Origin of the sequence: Paludibaculum fermentans, from assembly GCF_051172195.1 — a bacterium.
Classification (GTDB): Bacteria; Acidobacteriota; Terriglobia; order Bryobacterales; family Bryobacteraceae; genus Paludibaculum; species Paludibaculum fermentans_A.
The window spans coordinates 534,740-558,864 of sequence record NZ_JBPJAQ010000003.1; the positions used below are offsets into that span (position 1 = coordinate 534,740).

At 60.4% G+C, this 24,125-nt stretch carries 16 protein-coding genes; 4 read left to right on the forward strand and 12 right to left on the reverse strand.

The window, feature by feature from the left end:
- The first annotated feature begins 36 nt into the window (after nt 1-36).
- Nucleotides 37-1,383: an APC family permease gene (locus ACR9Y2_RS36200; protein WP_435046780.1), complete on the forward strand. Its 1,347-nt coding sequence runs from the start codon at nt 37-39 to the stop codon at nt 1,381-1,383.
- A 51-nt stretch (nt 1,384-1,434) separates the two neighbouring features.
- Nucleotides 1,435-1,815, forward strand: a complete 381-nt coding sequence (locus tag ACR9Y2_RS36205; protein ID WP_435046781.1) for a DUF302 domain-containing protein — start codon at nt 1,435-1,437, stop codon at nt 1,813-1,815.
- Here ACR9Y2_RS36205 and ACR9Y2_RS36210 read toward each other — a convergent pair.
- From ACR9Y2_RS36210 to ACR9Y2_RS36235, 6 genes are all read right to left on the reverse strand, one after another.
- A complete protein-coding gene (locus ACR9Y2_RS36210) occupies nt 1,796-4,753 on the reverse strand; it encodes an LVIVD repeat-containing protein (protein WP_435046782.1) in 2,958 nt (985 codons plus the stop codon). The genes ACR9Y2_RS36205 and ACR9Y2_RS36210 overlap by 20 nt on opposite strands.
- Nucleotides 4,740-8,645 carry a hypothetical protein gene (locus ACR9Y2_RS36215; protein WP_435046783.1) on the reverse strand — a complete coding sequence of 1,302 codons (3,906 nt, stop codon included), beginning with the start codon at nt 8,643-8,645 and terminating at the stop codon, nt 4,740-4,742. Before ACR9Y2_RS36215 ends, ACR9Y2_RS36210 begins: the two co-directional genes overlap by 14 nt.
- Nucleotides 8,646-9,134: 489 nt before the next feature.
- Nucleotides 9,135-12,587, reverse strand: coding sequence for a TonB-dependent receptor domain-containing protein (locus ACR9Y2_RS36220; protein WP_435046784.1), 3,453 nt, complete (start codon nt 12,585-12,587; stop codon nt 9,135-9,137).
- Between the two features lie 394 nt (nt 12,588-12,981).
- Entirely contained in the window at nt 12,982-13,647 is a 666-nt protein-coding gene (locus ACR9Y2_RS36225) for a hypothetical protein (protein WP_435046785.1), read from the reverse strand.
- Between the two features lie 357 nt (nt 13,648-14,004).
- Complete coding sequence (locus tag ACR9Y2_RS36230) at nt 14,005-14,364, reverse strand: helix-turn-helix domain-containing protein (RefSeq protein ID WP_435046786.1); 360 nt, start codon at nt 14,362-14,364, stop codon at nt 14,005-14,007.
- A 169-nt stretch (nt 14,365-14,533) separates the two neighbouring features.
- Entirely contained in the window at nt 14,534-15,040 is a 507-nt protein-coding gene (locus ACR9Y2_RS36235) for a DUF1801 domain-containing protein (RefSeq protein ID WP_435046787.1), read from the reverse strand.
- Nucleotides 15,041-15,654: 614 nt separating this feature from the next.
- Here ACR9Y2_RS36235 and ACR9Y2_RS36240 point away from each other — a divergent pair.
- Both ACR9Y2_RS36240 and trmB read left to right on the forward strand, forming a co-directional pair.
- On the forward strand, nt 15,655-16,404 hold the full coding sequence (locus ACR9Y2_RS36240; RefSeq protein ID WP_435046788.1) for a TIR domain-containing protein: 750 nt from the start codon (nt 15,655-15,657) through the stop codon (nt 16,402-16,404).
- Entirely contained in the window at nt 16,383-16,979 is a 597-nt protein-coding gene (trmB, locus tag ACR9Y2_RS36245; RefSeq protein ID WP_435046789.1) for a tRNA (guanine(46)-N(7))-methyltransferase TrmB, read from the forward strand. The genes ACR9Y2_RS36240 and trmB overlap by 22 nt, the downstream gene beginning before the upstream one ends.
- A 1-nt stretch (nt 16,980) precedes the next feature.
- Here trmB and ACR9Y2_RS36250 read toward each other — a convergent pair whose 3' ends face one another.
- The 6 genes from ACR9Y2_RS36250 to ACR9Y2_RS36275 form a co-directional block, all read right to left on the reverse strand.
- Nucleotides 16,981-18,099, reverse strand: coding sequence for a sensor histidine kinase (locus ACR9Y2_RS36250; protein WP_435046790.1), 1,119 nt, complete (start codon nt 18,097-18,099; stop codon nt 16,981-16,983).
- A gap of 686 nt (nt 18,100-18,785) precedes the next feature.
- Nucleotides 18,786-19,760, reverse strand: coding sequence for a hypothetical protein (locus ACR9Y2_RS36255; RefSeq protein WP_435046791.1), 975 nt, complete (start codon nt 19,758-19,760; stop codon nt 18,786-18,788).
- Complete coding sequence (locus tag ACR9Y2_RS36260; RefSeq protein WP_435046792.1) at nt 19,717-20,817, reverse strand: DUF262 domain-containing protein; 1,101 nt, start codon at nt 20,815-20,817, stop codon at nt 19,717-19,719. The genes ACR9Y2_RS36255 and ACR9Y2_RS36260 overlap by 44 nt, the downstream gene beginning before the upstream one ends.
- Nucleotides 20,747-21,439 carry a tyrosine-type recombinase/integrase gene (locus tag ACR9Y2_RS36265; protein ID WP_435046793.1) on the reverse strand — a complete coding sequence of 231 codons (693 nt, stop codon included), beginning with the start codon at nt 21,437-21,439 and terminating at the stop codon, nt 20,747-20,749. The genes ACR9Y2_RS36260 and ACR9Y2_RS36265 overlap by 71 nt, the downstream gene beginning before the upstream one ends.
- Before the next feature lie 162 nt (nt 21,440-21,601).
- Complete coding sequence (gene xylB / locus ACR9Y2_RS36270; RefSeq protein WP_435046794.1) at nt 21,602-23,098, reverse strand: xylulokinase; 1,497 nt, start codon at nt 23,096-23,098, stop codon at nt 21,602-21,604.
- Between the two features lie 16 nt (nt 23,099-23,114).
- Complete coding sequence (locus ACR9Y2_RS36275) at nt 23,115-24,071, reverse strand: ROK family protein (protein ID WP_435046795.1); 957 nt, start codon at nt 24,069-24,071, stop codon at nt 23,115-23,117.
- Between the last annotated feature and the right edge of the window lie 54 nt (nt 24,072-24,125).

Sequence of the window (24,125 nt, forward strand, 5' to 3'; positions counted from 1 at the left end):
CGCGTTCGATCCCAACATGGCACAATCAAAGTTCTCATGTCGAGCAATACCGCCGAACCCGTCCGCCTAAGCCGTACCCTCGGCCTGTTCCAACTGCTCATCATGGGCGTGATCATGGTGCAGCCCACGGCGCCCATGCCCCCCTTCGGGGCGATCAGCGCCGGCGCCAACGGGCACGTGGTCACCACCGTTCTCATTGCCATGTTCGCCATGCTGCTTACGGCTTTGAGCTACGGCCGGATGGCTCGAGCGTACCCCAGCGCCGGGAGCGCCTATACCTATGTGGCCCGCGAGATCCATCCCGCGCTGGGCTACCTCACCGGCTGGAGCATGCTGCTCGACTACGTCGTCAACCCCCTCATCTGCACCATCTGGTGTGCCCGGGCCACCATGGGCCTGTTCCCCGGCACACCTTATTGGTTCTGGGCGATTGCCTTCGTGATCCTCTTCACCGGGATGAACCTGCGCGGCATCCAGGCGACGGCCCGCACCAACGAATTGCTCACCGTTGCCATGGGCGCCGTCATCCTTTGGATGCTCGGCGTCTCGGCCCGCTACATCTTCGCTCTTCCTCAGCTTTCCGACTCCGACTTCGTCCGTCCGTTCTACGACCCAGCCCGTTTTACCTGGGGCTCGATCTCCAACGGAGCCTCCATCGCCGTCCTCACTTACATCGGCTTTGACGGCATCTCCACGCTCTCTGAGGAGGTGAAGGACCCGCGGCGCAACATCCTGCGGGCCATGGTCGGAACCTGCCTCATCATAGGCGTCCTCTCCGCGATTGAAGTGTACGCAGCCCAGATGGTCTGGCCCGCCTCGCAGCCCTATCCCGACAGCGACACCGCCTATATCCATATCGCCGGTCGTGCCGGTGGCCGCCTCCTCTTCCAGGTCATGTCGTGGACCCTTGTCGTCGCGACGATCGGTTCCGCCTCGGGAGCCATGCTGGCCGGAGCCCGCCTGCTCTACGGCATGGGCCGCGACAACGCCATCCCTAAGTCCTTCTTCGGCTACCTGCATCCCGTGCGCCGCATCCCCAGCCGGAACGTCCTGCTGATCGGAGTGCTCTGCGCCGTGGGTGCCTTCGCGATGAGCTACCAGACCGGAGCTGAGCTGCTGAACTTCGGCGCCCTCATCGGCTTTACCGGAGTCAATGTCGCCAGCCTGGTCCATTATTATGTGCGGGGGCGCGACCGCCACTGGTCTCATCTCGTCCTGCCGGCAGTCGGCGGCCTAGTCTGTCTCTACCTGTGGCTCAGCCTCAGCCTGCTGGCCAAAACGGCCGGAGCCATTTGGCTGATCGCCGGGGTTGCCTACGGAGCCTGGAAGACGTCGGGCTTCCGGAAGAACATGATCGACTTCGACGTGCCCGTGGGCGAGTAGTTCGCACGCACACCGCTCCGAGACGCTATGCTCTCAATCGAGAGGTGTCCCATGTTGTACGAAAAGCTCTCGGAAAAGACCATCGACGAAATCGACTTGGCCCTGCGTGATTCCGCGGGCCGCCACCAGTTCGGAGTCCTGCACGTCCACGATCTGCGGCAGGCGATGAAGAACAAAGGCATCGACTACCATCGACAATGCTTTGTCTTCGAAGTCTGCAATCCGCGCCACGCCAAGCGCGTCCTGGAATCCGACCCGGCCGTCTCGTCGCTGCTCCCCTGCCGGATCTCCGTTTACGAGACGTCTGATGGCCTGATGCTCTCCACCATTCTCCCGTCTGCCATGATGTCGATGTTCTCTGATCCGGAGATCAGATTGGTGGCCGGAGAGGTGGAGGAGACGCTGAAGTCGATCATCGACGAGTCGGCGTAGACGCCGGACGTTCGGCGCGGAACGGGCGTGCGCCCGTCGTCTCGGTTTCGCGCAGGCGTTGGTCGCCGTTTAGATACCGGGCTTTCCACGGCAACGGGCCGGGTCGCATACTCTGGGTCACCGGCGGCAGATCACCAAACCGGTCGGGCAGCACCTCGCCGGGTTGTGTTTGCGGCACCTGATACAAGCCCAGGTTCTGCGGCCTGGCCACATCAAACGCCGCGTCGTTGCCGGCGATGATCAGCCGGTTATCCACTGCCACCGCCGCCATCGCCTCCAGAATCGTGTAACCCTGACTAGTGTTGGCCACCGCGATCGGTCGCGGCGCCTCTGGACGCCGGACGTCCACACCCACCACGCGGCCCTCCCGGGATGTGGCTAGCCACGCCACCCCTCTCTCGTCCAGCGTTACACTCAACGCGTTTGGATAGTCCTGGAGATGCGCCTCGAAACCAGCCGCCAACGAGGTCTCCGACAGCAGCCGCGGTGCGGAAGGGTTAGTCATGTCCAGGATCTGCAGTCCGGCTCCGTCGGCCGCCACATAAGCCAGATTGCCAACCGCCGCGGCATCCCACGCCGTTGTATGCGTCTCAAACAGCGGACTCGGCGCAGCCGGATTCACGGTCGAATAGACTTCGTACCCGTTCTGGCCCAGCGCCACCCATAGCCAACCCGGTCCAGCCGCCAGACCGTAGGCCCAGTCCTTCAGCGCCACCGTCCCGACGCGCTGAGGCCTCTCGGGTGCGGAGATGTCGTATACCACCAGTGTCTTCCGTGGCCCGTCCTGGCTGCCTGCATACAGATAATGGCCCTGCACCGCCATCGAGATCGCCGGTGCGGGCACGACGTACCGTTCCACCGGAGCTGTCGGGACGCTGACGTCATAGACAATCAGTTCCGTGTCCGTGCCGACATAGGCGTAGGGGCCAACCAGTTGGAGGGCCCAACCGACTTGATCGCCGGGCCGGTCGGCGGTTGCCACCAGCCGAGCCTGCGGCCCGGTCATGTCATTCACTTCCAGCAGGTTATACGTCCAACTCCGGCCTCGGTAGCCCCACCCCGGTCCAGTCCAGAATAGGTACCCATCCCTGTAACGCAGCGCGTTCGTCCACGGGCTCGCGGGGAATGCGTCGGTTTTCCGCATGCCCGACGTCCAGTCGATCGGGATCACCGACACGCCCTGTGGAGGGCCCACCAGCACGAAGTAATCTGACCCCAATCGCCCTTCCGCCCACGATTTCGGGTGCGCCACCGGAGCCGAGCTTCGTGGATGCTCAGGGTTACTCAGGTCCACCACGCGGAAGCCGTCCTCCTGAAGAAAGACGTCCGGGCCCATCAGCAGACGCATCGTCGACGGATCGGCATCCAGCACAAAGTGCCAGGGAATCTCGGCGAGCTTCGCGACCTTCCCGCCGGACACCCGGTAGATGTCTCCTCCGACCACGAGCACGTCGCCCAGCACCGTCAGTGAGTGATTGATTCCTCCGCTTGCCAGCAGCGCGAACGGCACCGCTCTATCCCCGGTTACGTCCGCGACCAAAGTCTCATAGCCGAGGCTGTATCCAAATGTAATCGCCACCCAGGTGCTGGTCCCCGCTGCCTGCACACCTATAGGCGCATCGGTCAACGGTTGGTATTCCAGCGGCAGCGTCCGTTTCCATCCTTCAGCCTGGTTCTGGATCACCACGTTCCACTGGTTCGCCGTCGCGCTTGAGTAGTACCGCTGCGCCGTCACCTGGACTCCACCTGGCGGAGAGGCATTCACCGGGCCGTCAACTCGACCTCGCGAGCGCAAGACCGCCCGTCCGCCGCTGATGTCGTACTGCATCGTCGTCGTTGGCTGTTCGGACCCGGCCACATATAGGGTGTCGCCTACTACCCAGAGCCCCCCGGAATAGGCTCTGGGCGCGTCGACGCAATCGACCCATATTGGATTCCGATCCTCGTCCAGCCAATACACGTCAATCCATGTCGTGGACGATGGGCCGAGGTAGGACAAGATGCTGCTCTGCAGGACGTACAGCCAATCCCCGTGCGTGGCGACTGACTCGGCGTGAGAGCCCAGCGCCAGGCGGTTGTTTGGATTGTTGCTGTCAGGGGCGATCCAGTCGGACCATTCCAATGTATTCGCCACCACGCCCGCCGTTCTGACCGGCAGGCGGAACTCCTGTGTCGCACCCGCCGCCGTGGCCTCCACCACCGCCACGCCCCCATCCAGCGGGCCTGTGCCCGCGGTCACCCTGCCGTCCGAGGTGATGCTCACATTAGCGGTCACTGCTCTCCATGCCGCACTCACCTCATTCCCGCCTTGAACCACCCGTAGCGCTGTTTCTTTTCCGGGCGTCAGGACCAACCGTTCCGGCTCGAGCCGGATTGGAGACACCGCGACCACAGTGGTGCCGCACTCCGTGCCGCCCCGCAGGCAGGCCCAGATTCGCGCATACTGCGTCGAGGCCACCATCGGCGCGTGGAACCGGCCCGTGCCGTCCACGGTTCCCAGATCCGCTCTCCACGTCAAGGCCCAATCGCCGGGAATCGAAGGCGTCTTCGCCGCGATCTGAATGGTCTCTCCCCCCGAAACCCGTTGCCGCTCCGCGTGCAGCCGCAGACGCGGCAGCACCGTAAGGTCGTATGCTTCCGTCAGCGTCTCCGCGTTCAGTTCGACCCATACAGGACCGCTTACCGCCCCGTGCGGCACGATGGGATTCCCACTCTGTCCCATGCTCCGGATTCGCGATCCATCGGCCGCCGTAAACCAGGCAGTCCCCACCCAGCGAGTGGTCCCGTCCACCTGGAACTGAACCTCCTCGCCTGGATGCCCGACAGCCGGAATCGTCGACGTAATGCGGGCAGCGCCCGATGCCGGTCCTGCCCATACCATCGCCGTCAGCACCGCGGCTGCGGTCAAAGACACGCCTGGCCGGTTACGGTTGAACAAGGTAGATCTCCTTTCCGGCCGCAAAGGCAACCCGGCCGCCGCCGCACGCCACCATCCGGCGGACCTCCGTGCTCGAAACATTCACTGTTTTCGTCTTCACCGGCGCCAGCGTTGCCCGGTCGAAGCTCTTCAACGTCACCGTCAGGGAACCGACGGCGGGCTCCGCCCAATACACCCGCCCGTCATCCACGGCGACAGCGCCGTGCGTTTCCATCCGGCGCATGGTGCCGGCCTCGCCATCGATCACCAGGCCGGTGCTCGTGTAGACGAACCCGTCCCGGTACACCAGGTCCGTCAAGGACTCCATCCCAGGCAGCAGACGGAAAGAGCCAGCCAGTTGCACGCCGCGTTCCGTCACCGTCAGTCGTGTCAACGTGCTGCCGTCACTGCAGTACATCCGGCCAGGCGCCCCGGCCACGAATCTTGTGCAGGAGAAGGTATGTGCCCACAGAAAGTCCGGCAACGTGATCCCATCCTGGTAAATCCGCAAGAACGGAGGTTCCGACCCCACACCGCCCTGCACGCTATAGGACCGGGTTTCCAATGCCGCAACCGCCCCCACCGAACCCGGAGGTATTGCCAGTCCGAGCAGGCTCCACGAAATATCTTTATGCGGAGCCGCCCCGCTGAAGGCCGGGCCTATAGTGCCCGTTTCCCTGTCCAGAGGGAAGATCATCCCCGGCTTTGCCGAGTACCCGCTGAAGAAGAGTCTCCGTTCAGTGCCTGCCACGAAGTAGACCGGCCCGGGTTCCGCGCTCAATGCCAACATCGTCGGGTTGTGATCGGTCGGCCACCGCCGGACTTCGTCTCCGGTCCCCGGATTCAGCGCGACAATGTGGTCGCCGTTCGCCGCCTCGGAGTTTGGCAGGGCAGCGTACAACAACCCGCGTCCGCTGTCGTACTCCAGTCCCTGCGCCTCCATGTCGATAACGGTTACCCCGGGCGTGGAAGGCGGTTGCGGCTGTGGCACGGACACCGGCCGGCTTAGCGCGGGAATGGCTGAGGTTTGCGTGACGTACACCAGCCCGTCCGCGCCCACATAAGCCAGCCCGTCGGCGCCGAAGCGGATGAGTCCGTTGCCTCCGGGTGCCGCCGTCATATAGAGAGAGCCGATGAGGGAGAAACTCCGCCCGTCATAGGCATCGAGCCTCTGTCCACATAACGAGTACACGCGCCCCGCGGCGGGATCTGGCGCCAAGCTGCAACCGTAGGACGGCAGGGCCAACAGCCCTACCACCCGCGACTTCTCGGGGTCCACCACGGCCCCAAACGAGTTATACAGAAGCCCGCCCGCGGAGATCATCCCAGGTCCGATCAGGTTCGACGTACCCGACAGATACTGAAGCCCATCCGGGCGCGCCGCAATCCGCTTGAATTCGGCGGTGGACCAATACTCGTCGTTGGCATAGACGATGGTCCCAGCTTCATTCAGCGCTATGGAGTACGCCTGGGTGTTGCCGACACCCACTCCCTCCGCATTCCGGTCGACCATCGGCCGCAGGACTCCGCTGTCGAACGTGGCGAGCCACCCTCCGTCGTAGCTGAGCGTGAGTCCTCCGTCCGGGCCCAGTTCCATATCGCGAGCCGGATACTGCGTGTTCCCTCCGGTCGGGTCCGGAACGAACTTCAAGTCGATCTCTCCCGACCTGATGTCAAACCTCGCAACCTGTCTTTCCCCGTCGAGGTAGACATACCCAAACGAGCCGTCCGCCGAGGTGCGCGGCAACGTCGGTTCGCTGCCCGCGAAGGAGGACTTCTCGATGGCGCCGTCTTCGGGATTCACCAGGGCGACCCGGTTGCCGTCCGGCCCGGCTTTGCTCGGAATCGCCACCAATAGCTTCGAGGTTCCTGGAACCGCTCGCAGTTCGGTAACCTTCAGGCCCAGTCTCCGCACACCCTGCCCTACCTGCGTAATGCCCATCGTCGGCGCAGGATAGGCGGGTAGTCCGCCGGGCGCCTTCAATTCGATGTGATCCTCGAAGGCAAGAGCCAGAACGTCCGGGCCGGCGAACGCCACGGCCGGTAGCTTCATAGCAAGCGTCGGGAGGATGTCCTCCGAACGAGTGGGAACCAGTGTGGAGCGATCGAACAGAGTCGCGGCTGTCCGGTCTCCGAACCCGGCCGAGTAAACGAACAGGGTCTCATCCCGTCCCGGGCGTACGGCCGGCACCGCCCTGGTTGCGTAGGACTGTTGAATCGCTACCCGGCCCAAAAGCCGCGACATGTCTGCATTGAACAACTCGCCCCCGCCGGTCCAAAGAACGCCGGAATTGTAAACAAGCGAGGTCTGATAGGAGCGCGCCCCCAGGCCGGCCCACCCCAGCGTGCGCTCCAGTGAGATCCCGTTTTCGTCCAATCGCATTCGTGCCACCACATGGCCGGAGGCGCTATGCATCTCTTCGTCAATCGCAAACAAATCGTCGGGTCGATCCCCGGGGTAGATGTGTGTCAGATGCGGAGTCGCCGTCAGGTCGGCGATAAAATCAGTGGGCTTGAAATTCAAGTACGACTTGGACCGTGCGACCCCACCGTCATAGACGGCTATCGCGATCCCATAAGGGACTGCGGCGTGCGACCATCCCACCGCCGCGCTGGCCGCGGATCCTTCCAGCGCCACCAGGCTCTGAGGTTTCATGGGTTCGCCGGCCGGCGGCTGCAAAGTATGGACGCGCTGACGGGTCTCGAGGTCAATCTCCGCCACGGCCATCGCTCCGTTGAGGGTCACAAATATATGGCTGCCGTCGCCTGCGAGCGCCAGCCGATCCGGTTCGCTGCCGGCGTCCAGGCGCTCCAGGATTTCCCCCGAGGCCGGGTCAATCGAAATTAGGCTGTTCCCGAGGTCCGCCACCGAACCAGGAACGCTTGCCCAGATCCTGTTGCGCCGCGCGTCGTAAACCAGATCGTTCGCTGCCACCGCGACTCGCGTCCCACCCCGACTGTCTCTCACTGGCTTCGGCCATTCCCCTCCCACCTTGGGCGTCCACTCACCTACCCTGAAGAAAGATAGCACCGCCCCGGGCGTAGCACGGTTGTTCACTACCGCGATGCCGTCGGTACCCCAGACACACACTCGGGCAGGGTTTTCCAGCCCCATTCGTTGCGCCTGATCCGGCGCCAATGGAGCACTCCCTACTGGCCGGAATGTCGACACGGAATAGCCCACCAATTCATAACCACCTTGCACTGGTTGGGCTACGACCACAATCTGGCCCGCTGCGTCTGTCGCCAGCGGCACAGATATGTTGATCCCATGGGGCACTGGAATCTGTCCGAGTAGGACGCCCCTTTCCACGTCCATCACCTGCCCAGTGCTACTTGTCACCAGCCTCCCGTTCCATGCCGGCAGCCTCGACTGCTCTGCGACGAAGAGTCCCGGCCGTATCTTCGTTGCCTGTATGCCAGTGGCGTCCACGGCAAGCCGGTAGATTTCACCCTTTGCCGAACCGTATATTGTTCCGTCTGGACGCCGGATCTCGATGGATTCTACCGATAGAGACTCAGTCTTTCCCCGGCTTCGGGTGCCGTCGAACACCGCCATACTCCGTCTGCGTTCCTCGAACGAAATCAAGACGGCCGCCGGCTCGCCCGGCACCACCGCCAAGGCCGACGCTCGCGCTGGTCCCATTAGGCTATCCCCCAATGGGATTTCCAGGTCGAGTCCTCCGTCAGCCATCCTGTAGCGCCTCACGACGCCGCGGTCGTTCAGCGCCGCATAGAGGTACCGCCCGTCTCCCGAGACCGCAAGATGATGCACGGTCGACTCCATCGAAAACCGTGTCTCCGCGCTCGCTGTCGAGGGATCAATGGCCAATACCTCTCGCCCGACCGCAGCCAAAAAGACATTGTGCGTCTCATCCCAGGCCATTTCCGCGACCGGGGCAGACAGACTCACCGTGCGTACCTCCACCGCGTGCGCAGACCATCCTCCCGCCGCAAAAGCCATCGTGGTGATGAGGACCAACCTGGAACAGCGCATGTTCACTCGAAGCAGACGGAAATCCGAGGCGGGACAGGCCTCAGGGTGTGGAGCTTTTTCGGAGCTCCACACCCTTTGGGCCTAATTCTAGCGGACTTGACGGGTATTGGCCGGGGTTCCACGGATCGGCGAATGAATACCTGGGCTTTCCATGCCGAGACGGGCTGGTAGCACTACTTGAGACCTGAACGTGCGCTCTGCTATGAGTTCCTTGTCGATCGTCTCCCTTGGCGGCAGAACGCAGTGGTCAGCCAATCTCCGTCGGATTGCTGGTCCGGCTCCCCTGCCATATGCCGCCGGGCGACTTTGATTGACTCCGGTTCCTCGTATCGACAAGGCCATCCTTCTGGCGCAGCCGGGGCCGGCTTGCGGTTCCAGCTTGTCGTTTGCGGGTGAGGCCGAGTCTTAAAAGTAGTACTTGAACCCGAGCTGCACGTTGCGGTTCCCCACCTTCGTGCCGGTGATCTGGCCGAAGCTGGTGGAGCCGAAGCTGCCATTGGGATCTCCGAAGACCGGGTGGTTGAGGGCGTTCTGCGCTTCGAGACGGAACTCGAACCGCTGGCGTTCCGTCACGATGAAGCTCTTTAGGAGCGCGGCGTCAAACATCTTCATGCCCGGGCCGCGGTAGTTGAGCGTGCGCGGAGCAGAACCTGGCACGTCGATGTCGGGCTTGGTGAAGGCGGCCGGGTTGAACCAGCCGTTCGTGCGGCTCTGGATCGAGCCTGGCGTGGATGGGTCGCCCACCAGGTTCGGCCGCTGCGTGCCGTCCCAGATGTTGCCGCCCGACTGTGTGACCTGCAGCGGCATGCCCGCGGAAAGAGTGGCCAGGCCGCTGACGTTCCACCCGCCGGCCAACAGTTGCCAGGCCCGGTTCATGTTTGCGCCCCAACGGCGGCCCTTGCCGAACGGCATCTCATACGCGCCGGTGATGACAGCGCGATGCGAGATGTCGTGCGACGAGAGCGACCTTTCACCACGCAGGTCCCAGATGTTCTGCAGCGACGAGTTCCCGCCTAGCCAGCCGTAGTTGCCTGAGCCGTACGAGGCGTCGTCGATCATCTTGGACCAGGTGTAGTGAGCCAGCATGGTGAGCCCGGTCGAGTACCGTTTCTCCCACTTCAACTGCAGGGCATGGTAGTTCGAATCGGCGCGGGGTGGTTCCGCCGTCCCTACGCTCGTCCCGTCAAACTGCGGCATCGGGCGCAGCAGGCGGTACTGTTGGATCGTCGGATTCTTCAGGTTGGTGGCCCGGGGGTCGGTGATCTGTCCATAGAACGGATTGGTCACGGCGGCGGTGAGCGCCGTGCGCCCCATGGACCAATACTGGGGAGCCAGCGGTGAGAGCGTTGTCACAGGCAGGAACAAGTGCGTCCCGCGGCTGCCCGTGTAGTTCATCTCGAAGACTGATTGCCAGCCGACTTCCCGCTGGATCGAGAAGTTCCAGGAGTGGTACTCCGGGTTGCGGCTGTTCGAACCGAGAATGGTGCCGGCGCCAAGACCGATGAACGTGTTGTCGCCCAGCGAGCGGCCGGGCGGCAGCAGCATGCCATCCGGATAGGGATTGTTCAGCTTGGCATAGAGCGTGGCGTTCGAGTCGAGCGACGAGTTCGATGTGGAATTGACGTTGAACCCGGCGCCGGTGTGGCCGAACACGGTGGCCCGGCTCAACTGGTAGAACAGCCCGTAGCCCGTGCGGATCGACGTCCTGTTGTTGAGGGCGTAGGCCAGCCCGATACGCGGCTGCCAGTTGTTCATGTCCGAGTTGAACGGTGAACGTTTGTTGTCGTCGTTGAACCGGAAGACTCCGCGGGTGTTGTAGCCGGGCGCCTGCACAGGCGATTGGGCATCGAGATCCCAGTAGCTCTGCCGGTTTGTGGTCTCCCAGCGCGGCACATCGAAGTCGTAGCGCAGGCCAAGGTTCACCGTGAGCCTGCGCGTCAGCTTCCAGTCGTCCTGGATGAAGAAGCCCCAGTAGGCGGACCGCGTATAGGCCTTGGGATCAATGTGGAACTGATTCGAGGTCCACCAACCGGTCAACATGGTGGCCAGGCCGTTGCCCTCATCGCCGGGGCAGGAGAAGCGATCCTTGCAGGTGATGCCGCGAGCGAAGGAATACTGCCCTGACGGATAGCCAGGCTGCGCGTAATCCAGGAAATTCTTGCGATACTCGCCACCGAACTTGATGCTGTGGCCGCCGATGAACTTATTGGCGGAGGCGGAGTAGTGATGCACGCCTTCCTGGCGATCCATCACGACCCAGCCTTCCGTGCCGATGTCCTGGTAGCCTTCGGGCCCGATGGTGGGGAAGACCAGCAGCGTGGCATTATCCTTCATGTACTTCGGGAAGCCGAGGGTGGTGAGGTCGAAGTTGGGCACCATCGGATTCCGGAAGTAGGTGGAGTAGGTGAGGCCGTAGCGCGCTGACCACAGGAATGTGGGGCTCTCCGCGCGGGTGAACTCCGCCACCATGGCGTGCGTCGTACCCATATTCGGGCCGTCGTTGAAGGTGAAGGCGGGATTCCCGTCTCCGAAGAGGTTCGCCGGATTGCCGGTGCCGCGGTTGTAGCTATAGCGGCCGGTGATGCGGCTCTTGTCGCTGAAGTTGTGGTCGCCCTTCAAGTTGGTCTGATGGCCGCTGCTCAGGTTGATGCCCTGCTCATACCAGTTGTTGGTTTCGGTGAAGGGCGCACCAGGCTGATTGGGCTTGGGGAAGTACTCCAGGGCTTTCAGTGCGATTGGATCCATCATCGCTTTGGGGACGATGTTGCCCGCGAAGGGCCTGCGTTCTATATTGCCCGCGGCGTTGGTAAAGGTGTCGTAGGGGTTATAGATCGTCATCAACTGGCCGGAGCCGTTGAAGGTCTGCGAGAAATTGCCGTCCCGCTGCAGCAGGGTCGGCCACGACACCGTCTGCTCTGTCGGGCTCTTGGACTTGGTGTATTCGTAGGAGGCGAAGAAGAAGGTCTTGTTTCGGACCACGGGTCCGCCAATGACGCCGCCCAGTTGATCGCGGCGATAGTACGGCCGGTCGCGGCCAGACCTGTTGGAGAACCAGTTGTTTGAGTTGAGGTCCGAATGGCGCAGGAAATAGTAGCCGGTGCCGTGATACTCGTTGGTGCCGGACTTAGTCACCATGTTCACGACCGCGCCGCCGGTCTGGCCGTACTCCGCGCTGAAGAAGTTCGTCTGCATCTTGAACTCCTGCACGGCGTCGACCGAGGGGCTGAACTTCAGGTCGGTGATGCCGGAGTTCTGTTCGACTGTCACGACGGTTACTCCATCCAACAGCACGTCCGAGGTGGAATTGCGCGACCCATTCGCGACGAAATTCGTATTAGCATCGGAGTTCGCCCGTCCGCCCGAGCCGACGACGCCGGGCGTCATGTAGGTCAAGCCCATGGCGTTTCTACCGATATTGGGCAGGGATAGGATGTACTTGTTCTCGATTACCTGGCCCAGGTTAGAGATGGTGGTGTTGAGAAGGGCCGCGCTGGAAGTCACTTCCACGGCCGTGGAGATGTCCCCCACCTGAAGCTGGATGTCGAGCGTAGCCTGTTGCTGTACGGCGAGGGTGAGGGCTGTCTGGACGTACTTGCGAAACCCCTTGGCCTCGACGTTCACGTTATAGAGGCCCGGCGGCAGTGCTGACAGTTGGAAGCGGCCGGAATCATCCGCGACCGCGGAGTGAGGAACGTTTCGCTCCGATTCGGTGATCACAATCCGAGCCGCGGGGATGGCCGCCCCGCTGGCGTCGGTCACAGTGCCGCGCACGGCGGCTGTAAATGACTGGGCAGACAGGGTGGCGGCAAACAGAGCACAGGCAAGGCTCAACCGCGCACACTTGGAGCGTTGGAACATCGCATCCCCCCTTGGAATGTCGCGGCTTATTTGCGCCGTACGATAGGCGCTCAACCGCATTGAATACCTTATGTCATCGCGTTACAAAAATGTCAAGGATAAACGATCTAATATCTTTCTAATAGACCGGCGGACAAGCCCCATCTGAACGCGAAAATAAAGCGAATTATGCAACTGTCAGGCAGCTTGCATGACGAACGGAGGGGCCCTGGCCAGGCCGCCTCCGCACCTCTCCCGCGCATGTAAGCGATTGCCGCGCGGCTTGCGGGACTTCTGCCCCAAACTGTGAAGGCAAGATTCGATTGTCAAAGAGCATGCCGGGCAGGGATTCGCCGTGCCCGGTCGACTTTCCGGGGGCAGTTGGGTTTGTTTCGGTAAAACCGGCTGAGAACCGTTAAACCGCTGATTCGGCCATCAGTTGCTCTTTGCCGGCTACCTGGAGCCAGGCGTCGGTCCAGGATTGGCTGAACTTGATGGCGGTTTCTGCTCCGGAGGTGAACCGGGTTTGCGCCTGGGCCTGGTCGACGTTGTGTCCGACGAAGTATTCGCTGAGCCGCGGCTGCAGTTTCGAGACTTCGGCCAGGGGCGCGGCTTCGGTCAGGGCATGGATGGCAAAGGCACTCTGGAGTTGGAGCAGGGCGCGTTCGGTCTGGAGTTTGCGGAGCTCGTTCATGGCGCGATAGAGTCCGCGTTCCAGGTCGCGGCGGTAGCGGGCGAAGTGGTTCAGGCGGGCGGCGTCGGTCTCGGAGAAGTCGATTGGGTCCGTTTCGGCGAGGATGGCGGACTCAAAGGATTCGATGCGGCGGAGGTTCCAGGTATGGGCGAGGATGCGATGGAAGACCTCTTCCTCGAGGCAGGACTTGGGTTGGGTCTCGCTGAGGAGGCGCGCTTCCAGGGCAGCGAATTCGGCGCAGTCGTCTGCCGAGATGTGAGGGGTGCGCGCGGTGAGGCCGTGTCGGCGGGCGTTCTGAGCGGAACGGGTTTTGCCCTGGGCGGTGACGGGCCCAGTGGACCATTGAGCGTTGGCCTGGTTGGCGGTGACCTGAGCAGCGGAAGCCATGATGAAAGTCTCCTTGGAAATGAAAACGGCCGGCATGAGAGCCGGCGCGATTCCAGGGTAGCTGGCGAGGTCAAGGCGGTTTCTCTGTTTCTTCGCGATCGCTGTTGCAAATAAAGGAAATAAAGATCTTGAATTCCTGTGACTGAAGATGGCTTCATGCGGAAAATGGGGGAGAAGTGGGGGGCAACTGGCGGGATGCCGCGGCTGAGAGGTTCCTCAGACGCGTCGACGAGGGATCTTCACCGGGTGATTTGGTTTTTGGCTACCACAGCCTCACCCGGTGCAGACTACAACTCTGTGCCGGCGCGCGCACCCGATCGTCCGTGCACGAGACGGGGGGCTGTCGACGAGATGCGATCAGGCCCTGCCCTGAGCGTGCTTCCGGCTTGGTGGCTTCTGCTCCAGTTCTTCCCCGGTAATGCCGGAGAGGATGACGGGCTCGCGATCTGGAAACTCCGCGACGAGAGAGAGTGTGCCGCCCATGGCTTCCACGGTCTTGCGCAGAGTCGAGATCATGAGATCGGCGCGTCTCTCAAGTTTGGATACGCCGTCCTGCCCGATTCCGAGGGCCTTAGCCATCCGGACCTGTGTCAGCCTGCGGGCCTGCCGCAACTCCTGTAAAGTCATCTCCTCGCCAATGAGCTGCGCCGCACGGGCCTCAACCTTTTTGCGACGGGCCGGGCTCAGTTGTTTCCGTATCCGTTCCAGGTTGGTCATGGCCTCTATTTCCTTTCCTTCTGCTTGCTGATCACGGCCAGATGTGCGTCAAAGCGGTCTTGGGCCCTGTCTATATGCAGTTCGCCGCACTCAGGCAGGAAGGCCGGCTCTTCGCACCCTGGGCTCATTAGCCCTGCCTCGCGGCTAGCGGGACTTCTGCCACAGACTGCTATCGCTTCTTTCCCCCGACACCGGGGGCGGCTGTGATTTGCTTCATCCAATCCGCGATCTGGCGTTCGTCGAGGTCGTCTAGGGATTCGAGTTCCACGCCTCGCGTGGCCTTGCCCATGGCCACTGGCGTTACTGGCGGTACCGGCGTGAGCGTCACGCCATTCACGAACATGAGCTTGACGTGATTGGCGAAGCCGCCGCAACAAAAGCACCAGCCATCGCCGACGCCGTAGTACGACATGCCCCACTTCACAGAGCGCTGGAGGCCGGGCAGCGTCTTAGCCGCCAGGGCATCGACTTTTTCGGCGATGCCGCGCTGCGGTTGCGGCAAGCTGGCGATGTAGGCAAAGACCGGCTTGTCGCCGTCCGCTGCCTTCGCGGGGCTTGCTTTGCCGGTGACCATGGTTTCCGGGAGCGTCGTGGGCGCGTTGGCCTGTGCCGCCGATTGCTTTGCCGGTTTCCGGACTTTGGGCTTGGCTGTACTGTCTGCTTTGCGGGCTGGCATGGTTGTCTCCTGCGCCTCGGAAGTCTGTTGGCCAGACTGTTGTCCCGCCCTCGCTGGCTTCACGATCGAGTCTACACCACACCCCATGACCGAGAAGTTGCCTATGGTGAGATTGGCAGAAACGGCGCCCGGCGAGCCCCTACGATAGGTGCCGATCCGCCGGCTTGTGTTCGCCGATTCCCGCGGAGAAGGACAGGCGGGAAACTGGCGCTGCGCGGATTGCGGAACTGTCGTTTTGGCGCAGGGCGGGTGGCGCTTCCGCCTGGCCGCGCCAGTTGAATAAGCCGGAAGCCGGAATCGAGTTAAACGCGCGGCGTCGTGCGGCATGCTCTGGTCGGCCGTTTGGGGATCAGGCGTTTTGGGGGAAACGCAGGTGCGACAGGTTGTGTTTCGGGCGACGGTGGCCGGAGCGTTGGCCACAGACTCCTCCCTTTCCGCCAGGGCGTCGCTCTTCGCAACTCACGATACGATACACTTCAAAAGTGGCGAGTTCTAGGCTTAAAGGGCGCCGGATCTTGGTCGTCGAGGACGATCCAATGCAGATGGATCTGATCGCTGGCCAGCTAACTTTGGCCGGATGCTCTGTGACGGTGGCGACTTGCGTGGAAACCGCGATGGCGCTTCTGGTGCGCGCAGACTTCCATTTCGATGCTGCTGTCCTTGATTTGATGGTTCGGGAAACCGACGCTCCTATTCACGCTGCTGAGCCAGGCGGGCTGAAGGTTGCGAAGTGCATAAGGGCACACCCAAGGAGGATGAAGATACTCGCGACATCCATGTACTCAGGTGGGGAGCCTGGACCGGTGATAGAGAATTTTGTTGATGAGTACATACCGAAAACTGAATGGGTAGGGAGCAGGAAATCTCCGCACCCATTGGTTTCCTCTGTAGAACATCTGTTTGCCAGAAAAGCAAGTAAGTTGAAGCCGTCGGTATTCATCGTCCATGGGCACGATACCGAAGAACTGCTCGCTCTCAAGAATTACATTCAGAACACGCTTGGCTTTCCGGAGCCGGTCGTCTTGAGAGAAAGGCCCGATAGGGGTAGGACGATAATAGAAAAATTTGAAGAGGAGGGGGCCTCAGCTGATCTCGTCTTCGTTCTAGCTACTCCCGACGACCGACCATTCGATTCAGTTGGGGGTTGCTCCCGCCGAGCCAGGCAAAACGTGATTTTCGAACTCGGGTTCTTTTACGCGAAACTACAGCGTACGTCCGGTCGTGTGATTCTGCTTACGAAGGGTGCCGTGGAGATTCCAAGCGATATTGCGGGTGTCGTGTATGTAGATATCACTAATGGCGTCGAGTCAGCAGGAGAACGTATTCGGCGAGAAGTTGCAGAATGGCTCTCGAAGGGTGCTTAAGCGTATCAGACTGGCAAGCGCAGTGGTCGGTCTTGACGCACTACCCACTGAAGCGCATCCACGTTGACGTTGGCTGCTATCGAGGTAGGTTCCTCAGCCACCTCGCAATGATGTGCCCGGATGAGCATGTTGTTGGTGTTGAGATAAACAGCGAATATGCTGACGCAGCAAATGAGCTATGTTTAGGGCTGGGGCTCGAAAACGTCTCGATAGTGTGCGGCGATGCACTAATGTTCTTCCGAGACGCAACCCCTCAATCGGTAATTAGCGAAGTCCATATTTACTTCCCCACTCCGTATCCTAGGGCTATTGGTCAACGGCATAGGCTGGTTTCAGCCGCCTTCATAGATGCAGTGCATCAGGCCCTTTTGCCCGGAGGTTCGCTCCGCGTTCTCACAGACGAAGTTAACTACTTTGGTGAAATAGAATCACTCTTCTCGCCGATGCGCTGGTGGTCATCGATCTGGCAGCCGATGAGCGTTGGTCAGCCGACGGGATTTCTCGCTGGAACCTCCTCCGAGGCCAGGTATCGAGGAGAGGGTCGAACAATATGGGCGCTGCAGGCGCTAAAGTAGTTTACCCAAAACGTGGAAGCTTAATGTGGACCGTTACGACATGCGGGCCTCCGGGTGAGAGTTCCGCCCTTCGAGTGCGCCTTGAACTAATTTTGAGCCAACCTCCGTGATCTCGCTCAAGCACCGCTTTTGCGTCAGGAAGTCCGAAGCCAGTGCCCTCAGAAACCTGATCTTTTGCATGTTTTCCTCTAATTCGCGGCATGAAGATCTTGCCCGAGGCTATTTCTTCTGGTTCAATAGCGGTTCCCCAATTTTCGATGGTTGCCTCGACGTATTGAAAACTAGCGCTAGTGCGAATTGTCACCCAGCCATTGCCTTTGTGCTTAGGTAGCTGCCAGTTGTACTTGATTGCATTATCGAGAATTGCTTTCATGGCGCGCGAGAGCGCGCTTAAATCACCGCTAATTATGGCATTTCCACCACCCCAGGACTCGCGAATATCAATCCGCCTCTGCTCCGCAAAAGGCAGGACAGATCGAACAGCTTCCTTTAGGAGTTCGTCAAAGGTTGTAGTGGAAGTCACCACTGTCTCCTGGGATATTGTCGCGGTGGTTCGGAATGACACAGAATCTCTATAAGACTTAAGCAGTCTTGGTTTTGTTTCAGCGATTGCGTATAAACAGAGCAAGATGCGAACATAGCGGCAGAGCTTCTGCGCTTCGTCTCGAACCTCTGTATCGCTTTTTGTTTGTGGCGTATAGTCCTTAATGTTTAGAATGATGTCGGCTATCGTCTGACGGATCACCTCCGCCGTGAAATGCTGACTTTCCTCGCTAGCATATGTTTCTATTCGAGCGGCGAACTCGCTCAGTCGGCCGATTTGATGGGAATCCGCACCTGACTGGGAGAGCATGTCGGATAATTGGCCGAGCAATGTCGCGCATTTCCGGAGATGCGGACGGAAGACGGATAGAGTTGCCTCTGAGCTGGTAAGCTTCGCAGAAAAAGGGTTCTGCTTCGCGAGCAATTGCTCGACCTGCTCCAACACAAAAAAGGAATTAAGAACGGTGCTGCCATACTCGTGCGATAAAGCAATCCACGTTTCTTCTCGAATCGGAGATAGTCGAGATGGCACCTCCCTATGGGGATCGTTGGGTTTGGCAGTGGCTTCGTCGCACATAGATCGGCTGGTTGAACGCCAGATCCTCAGTATATTTCAATTTGGCGATGCCTGCGTGCCAGCCTAGCGCTACGCTGGTGGCTGAATGGAAGCGGCCTCCCGCGCCGGTCGAGGTTCAATTCGCTTGACCCGAGGCCGTAGCGAGGGAGCCCCCGATACGCAACCTACGTGCGGACTGCCCCAATATATGGTCGCGGGAAAGGTGGACGTCCTGGCATGTCACCCTCGCATTTGGACTAGAAAAAGTCATTCTGCAGGGGACTGATTGATCAGAACGCCTCGATCGGCTCGATTCACTGCGCCAAACGATAGCTCATCACAGTACCCAACGTGGTATCGTCCCAGGTCGGTGTTCCTTTCCCGCTGGGGCTGGCTGACATACTCGGGCTTGTTACGCGAGCAGGCGGCCGTCAGCAGTCTCCCGATTTTACTTTGCTGCCTAATGTCCAATCAGATCCACCTGATTGCCGTGCCGTACGAGGTGCCGATCCTGTCCGAAGTTGAATCGGAAGGGCTGTCCCCTCTCTCTCCCTCCCAAAAGCTGCTACGCCGTTGGAATAGTCCCAAGCGAGGCCGTATTTGGAACCACGGACATTCGCCGCGGAAGCCCACTGCTGAAGCGTTTCGCTCACTTCGGTGCTATTTGGACGAGAGCCTCCAAGCTCACGGAACCGTGGAACCGATTACTACTCGTAGTTGAAGCGACTCGTGACGCCCTTTACATCTGGATAAAGGAGCTCCAGTTCACTGGTGATCAGAGGCCAGTGATTGGTTAGGCGATCTAGGAACCCAGCTCTGCAAAGACATGCGAATGTAAACTGCCATAAAGAAATGCTCAGCGGCACGTTACCTATGCCCAATTCATTTACTTCCTTGGTCAACGCCGCTTGAACTGCTTCGCTGATCTTGTCGGGACTGCGCATTCCGGCGCATTGCAGCACGCGAAACGCATTGTCAACATAGCGACTCCAGTCCTTCGGAGTGAGTTCCACGGGAATGTGGCCGTCCGTAACCGCTGAATCCATGTACTTCTTCAATGACGCCTTGGCCTTTATCTCCGGCCATACGCTCGATTGAACTTTTTCGCTGGCACCTTCAAAGGCAAGGATTAGCGTGTCCATCTGCTCCACTGCTGCCTTCAACTGGGCCGCGAGGCGGAGGTGGTTCCAACTCACGTCTGCCGATTTATATGCCAGACTGTGCGTGGTGACTGCCCAGGCGTGCTCGAAAGCGGTTCTCACTTGTATCTCGAACCTGACGTTATGCAACTCTGTTGCGGCTGTCTCGTCGTTCGCCTTAAGACGGCCAATAAAGCGTGTAGAATCAAAACGAAAGACGTCGGGAGCTTTCAAGGCTGTGTTGCGGCTGCGGAGGTTCACTTGTTCAAAGGTGCTCTGTAAAAACGTGAGTACTTCCGGCTCGTCGGACAGAGTTGGGACTACGATTGTGAATGCTACTAGGTCATCTAGGTCTGACCAAGCAGAGAATCGCCCAGATTCGATCTTCTCAGTCAAGGACTCGAGTGTCTTTACACGTGAAACGTGAGCGAGTCCACGTTCGTCGCAGAAAATCAGTACAGATGCGCGGACCTGTCGTCGCAACGGTTCTAGGAATCTTTCAATCTCCTTGTACTTGTTGATTATCGGCAGAGGAGTAATCACCGACGGTCCCCCTAAGCACGCGAAGCATTATTTCGTGTCGCTGTCTGCGCGGGCCGGTGTCATTAGAGTTGGACCGCGCCGCACGGAAGTACTCACGAGCCGCCTCACTCGCGTTTCGTTGCTCTTCGTTGTCTACGAGTGTCAAGAAATGGACGAGACGCTGCACATAAATGTCGGCGTTACAATCGAGAGCGGCAGATTGGTTATATTCTGCTACTGCAGTGACGAATGAATAAAAATCAGCCTGATTGCGTAACCGGGTCTTGTGGAGTGGAGAGTCGGCGGGTCTGCGGCAGAGCTTATCCACACAGTTGATGGCGTCGCTGAACGCCTTTCGAGTCAGAGTTGCTTCCGGCCAGTTGTCATCACGCTCGCTAAACGCCACATCGAGTTCGTCTTGAGAAAAGCTCTTAACACCTCTTTCAAGCGAGAGAAGGATGTTGGCAACAAGTTCGACGTCCTTCATCTGTTTTCGCGCCTGTCCCTCCACCCGTGGAAAGCCCTCTGGCAGAGTAGCGTCCAGATATTCAGCCAGCTCTTCGACAGTCGTTATGAAGATGCCATTAAGACGCGCATGTCGCAATTCCTGTCGTGTGAGTCGGGCGACATTCTTGTTGATCCGCTCGAATATCGTATTGATGATTGTTTCGTTATTGGTTGGAAGGTATTCGATCGGGAACTGATACGTCCAGAAAGCGGTCTTTTCGTCTGGCGGAAATTGTGCAAAATACTTTCCGCGCAGGTTGGAGACCGGCGATTTCTCGGAAACTGGGTACTCTCCGGCAGCAAACTCGAGTACTGACTTGAGTCGCTGTTTTCCATCCACTAACTGGTAAATCGAAACGCCTTCGGGGCTAACCTCTTCGTAGAGGAAGATCGCGGGCGCGGGGTACTGCAGGAGCACCGTATCAATGAAGTCGTCCTTGTATGCTTGGTTCCAGACACTCCGCCGTTGGTACGGAGGGTCCAGCTCCAGGAGCTTTCGCTTATACAGATCTGAAAACCACGAGATCGTTTGGAAATTCTGGCGTCTTGGCTGCGATGGCACTGCCGACATTATTACATTCTTCCACTCCGCCTGCCACGACTCCGCACACCAGGGACGCGTACGGCATTTCCGCTCGGCCCGCCTCAGTCGCCCAGATTTCTAATCTCGGTCGGTCGTGGAAATGCAGCGAGGGGAGGTGGCTGCGTTGTTGGCGATGATGCTCCCGGCAACGGGAACGACAGGTCGGCCGGCCTTCGGGTTTAATCAGTTCCGGTTCAATCCCGACTAGATCGTGGACTTTGTCGCGGAGTCGCTGCTTGCATCCCAAATAACGTTCGGTCGTCTGGACGCTCATGTCTCCCAGTAAGAACTGGATTTGCTCCAAGTCTCCGCCACGTTGATGGCACCGCCGAGCGCACGTGTGACGGAGGTCATGAGGCGACAAGTTGCCGAGATTGCAGACCTGGCACCCCTGCTTTACGACGCCCAGATGAGTTCGGGACTCAAACCGTGCGCAGCGATCCGGCCGTCCTCGTTGATCGCGCGGAGAATCGGACCACGGCTGATTCTCTCCTCCGTCATCCAAGTATTGTAAACGGAGATGGCCTGACAGCCAGTCGGAGATGGATTCCATCCCACGGTCAATTTGGTGTGACCACTTTAGCCTTAGCTTCAGCCAGCCATCGCCCATCCTGCTCTGTCACTCGCGCATTTACACGAGAAGAAATCATCCCGCATGGAACTGGTGACAAGTCGAGGTTCTGCCTCATCCCGTCTCTCCCTAGCCCCCCACGCAAAACGGGCGGCCCTCCAGTCAGGGGAGCGCCGCCCGTTTTCTGAACACTTCCCGTCTCTACGCCAGTTGGTGAATCAGCCCGTACACCGGCTTCAGCGTCGGATACAACACACTGAACACCTCATAGCCACGGTCGTAGGCTGCCGATTCGTGCACGCTGGGGATCAGGCAATCCTTTTCCTTCACCGCCGCTTCGCACAGCTCTTCCACGTTCTTGTACTCACCCGCTGACGCCAGTGCCAGCAAGGCCGCTCCGTAGGCCGAACCTTCGGAATTCTCCAGGGTCGAAATGCCGCGCCGGAAAATGTCGGCCAGCATCTGCCGCCAGAAGAGGCTCTTGGCGCCGCCGCCCGAGGCCCGCACGGCGTTCACTTCCACGCCCATGCCTTCGATCACGCCCAGGCAGTCTTTCAGGCTGTAGCTCACGCCTTCGATGATCGACCGCACCAGGTCGCCCCGGCCGTGCTTGGCCGTCAAACCGATCCAGCCGCCGCGCGCGATCGGATCCAGGTGAGGAGTGCGCTCGCCCATCAGGTAAGGCAGCCAGTACAGCCCATGCGACAACGGAGGCGCCTGCTGCGCCTCGGCCACCAGGGCGTCATACTCCACCCCGGGTGCGAAGTGATTGCGGAACCATTGCAGGCTGAGGCCCGCTCCTTGGGTCACGCCCATGACGTGCCACTTGCCGCGCACTGCGTGGCAGAAGGTGTGGACCCGGCCTGTCGGGTCGTACTGCGGGCGGTCCAGGTAGGCGAAGACCACGCCCGACGTCCCGATGGTGCACGACGCTACGCCGCTCTTCACAATCCCGTTGCCAATGCCGCTGGCTGCCTGGTCTCCGGCGCCGCCGACCACCGGCGTGCCTTCCTTCAGGCCCGTAGCCGCGGCCGCCGCCTTGCTGATCGTCCCACTGACATCCACTGACTCTTTCACTTCCGGCAGCAGGGAGGAGTCCAGCTTCAGGCGCTCGATCATCGGGGCGGACCAGCGCCGCGTCACGACGTCCAGCAGGCCCGTGCCCGATGCATCGCTCACCTCTGTCGCATGCTCGCCCGTCAGCATGAACCGCACATAGTCCTTGGGCAGCAGCATCTTCTTCGCTTTCTCGAAGTTCGCCGGCTCGTTGTCGCGCACCCACAGCAGCTTCGGCAATGTGAAGCCGGTGAGCATCGGATTCGCGGTGTGGGCCACCACATTGGCTTTGCCCACGGTCTGGTTGATGGCGTCCACCTGCGGCTGGCTGCGCTGGTCGCACCAGATGAGCGCCGGCCGGACGACCTCGTTCTTCTCGTCCAACAGCACCAGGCCGTGCATCTGGCCCGATAACCCGACAGCCTTCACTTCAGCACCGGAGACGCCCGCTTCCTTCAGTACGCCCTGTACTGCCTTCTGTGCCGCGCCCCACCAGTCTTCCGGACACTGCTCGGCCCACAATGGCCGCTCCATCTTCATCTCTTCGTGAGGAGCCGTGAAGCCCGCCTTCACCTTGCCTTGTGCATCCACTAATAGGGCCCGGCTGCCGCCCGTGCCGATATCAATTCCAAGCCAATACATAGTGATGAATCCTTTGCTAAGTCTCTGCGCGCTTCAACTCACCGGAACACTGGAAAGGCAGATAGGCCGCGCCATACAGCCCCGCTTCACCGCCAAGGGTCGCTCTTTCGATGCGTGTCTTCGTGTTGCGGTAAGTAAAACTGCGCTTCTCCACTTCCCGGAAGATCGCCGGGGCAAACAAATCCCATGCCGGCAGCGGTCCGCCGCTCAAGAGGTACAAGGGAAAATTGAAGATGTTGATCAGGTTGCCGATCGCGATGCCCAACGCAGTGCCCATCAGCTCAAAGACATGGCGGGCCTTCTTCGCGTCCTCGCCCTCGCCCATCGCGATCTCATAGATGTCCTTCGAGGTCGGGTTATTGCCCAGGTGCAGCAGCCGCCCCATGGACGCCACCGCCGTCGCCGACGCATGCTTCTCCAGGCAGCCCTCGTTGCCGCAGCCGCACGGGTTCCCGCCGGGTATCACCGTCATGTGGCCCAGTTCCGCCGCCATGCCCACGAAGCCGTGCAGGATTCGCCCATCGGAGATGATGCCGCCGCCAATCCCGGTGCCCAGGGTCAGCAGCACCAGGTCGTCGACGTCCTGCCCCGCGCCCAGCCACTTCTCGCCCAGCGCGGCCGCATTCGCGTCGTTCTCCAGAATCACGGGCTTGCCCAGTTTTTCGCCCAGGTCGTCCCGCAAGGGGAAGCCGTCGAACGCAGGCAGGTTGTTCGAACCGACGATGAGCCCTTTTTTTAGTTCGATGAAGCCTGGGACGGCTACGCCGATGCCCGACAGTTTGTCCTGGCCGAACTCGTCCCGCAAGGCCCTGATGGCTGTGACGATGTCTTCGATCACCGCCTCGCGGCCTTCGCGCAAGTTGGTCTTTCCGGAGCTCTTACCTAGTTGTTGCCCGTTGGAATCGATAGCCGCGGCCCGCAGGTTTGTACCCCCCAGGTCGACTCCAATCGAGTAGCGGTTCGTCGTCACCATGAAGCCGCATGATAACAAACTCGATGGTCCGAATTTAATCGGACCCGTGAATCC

Bases quoted from the DNA above. Each gene is read 5' to 3' on its own strand.
- ACR9Y2_RS36205 (WP_435046781.1), top strand. From the start codon at position 1,435: ATGTTGTACGAAAAGCTCTCGGAAAAGACCATCGACGAAATCGACTTG.
- ACR9Y2_RS36260 (WP_435046792.1), bottom strand. From the start codon at position 20,817: ATGTCGGCAGTGCCATCGCAGCCAAGACGCCAGAATTTCCAAACGATC.
- ACR9Y2_RS36240 (WP_435046788.1), top strand. From the start codon at position 15,655: ATGGCGCTTCTGGTGCGCGCAGACTTCCATTTCGATGCTGCTGTCCTT.
- ACR9Y2_RS36220 (WP_435046784.1), bottom strand. From the start codon at position 12,587: ATGTTCCAACGCTCCAAGTGTGCGCGGTTGAGCCTTGCCTGTGCTCTG.
- ACR9Y2_RS36235 (WP_435046787.1), bottom strand. From the start codon at position 15,040: ATGCCAGCCCGCAAAGCAGACAGTACAGCCAAGCCCAAAGTCCGGAAA.
- ACR9Y2_RS36250 (WP_435046790.1), bottom strand. From the start codon at position 18,099: ATGTGCGACGAAGCCACTGCCAAACCCAACGATCCCCATAGGGAGGTG.
- ACR9Y2_RS36275 (WP_435046795.1), bottom strand. From the start codon at position 24,071: ATGGTGACGACGAACCGCTACTCGATTGGAGTCGACCTGGGGGGTACA.
- ACR9Y2_RS36265 (WP_435046793.1), bottom strand. From the start codon at position 21,439: ATGGGCGATGGCTGGCTGAAGCTAAGGCTAAAGTGGTCACACCAAATT.
- ACR9Y2_RS36225 (WP_435046785.1), bottom strand. From the start codon at position 13,647: ATGGCTTCCGCTGCTCAGGTCACCGCCAACCAGGCCAACGCTCAATGG.
- xylB (WP_435046794.1), bottom strand. From the start codon at position 23,098: ATGTATTGGCTTGGAATTGATATCGGCACGGGCGGCAGCCGGGCCCTA.
- ACR9Y2_RS36230 (WP_435046786.1), bottom strand. From the start codon at position 14,364: ATGACCAACCTGGAACGGATACGGAAACAACTGAGCCCGGCCCGTCGC.
- ACR9Y2_RS36200 (WP_435046780.1), top strand. From the start codon at position 37: ATGTCGAGCAATACCGCCGAACCCGTCCGCCTAAGCCGTACCCTCGGC.
- trmB (WP_435046789.1), top strand. From the start codon at position 16,383: ATGGCTCTCGAAGGGTGCTTAAGCGTATCAGACTGGCAAGCGCAGTGG.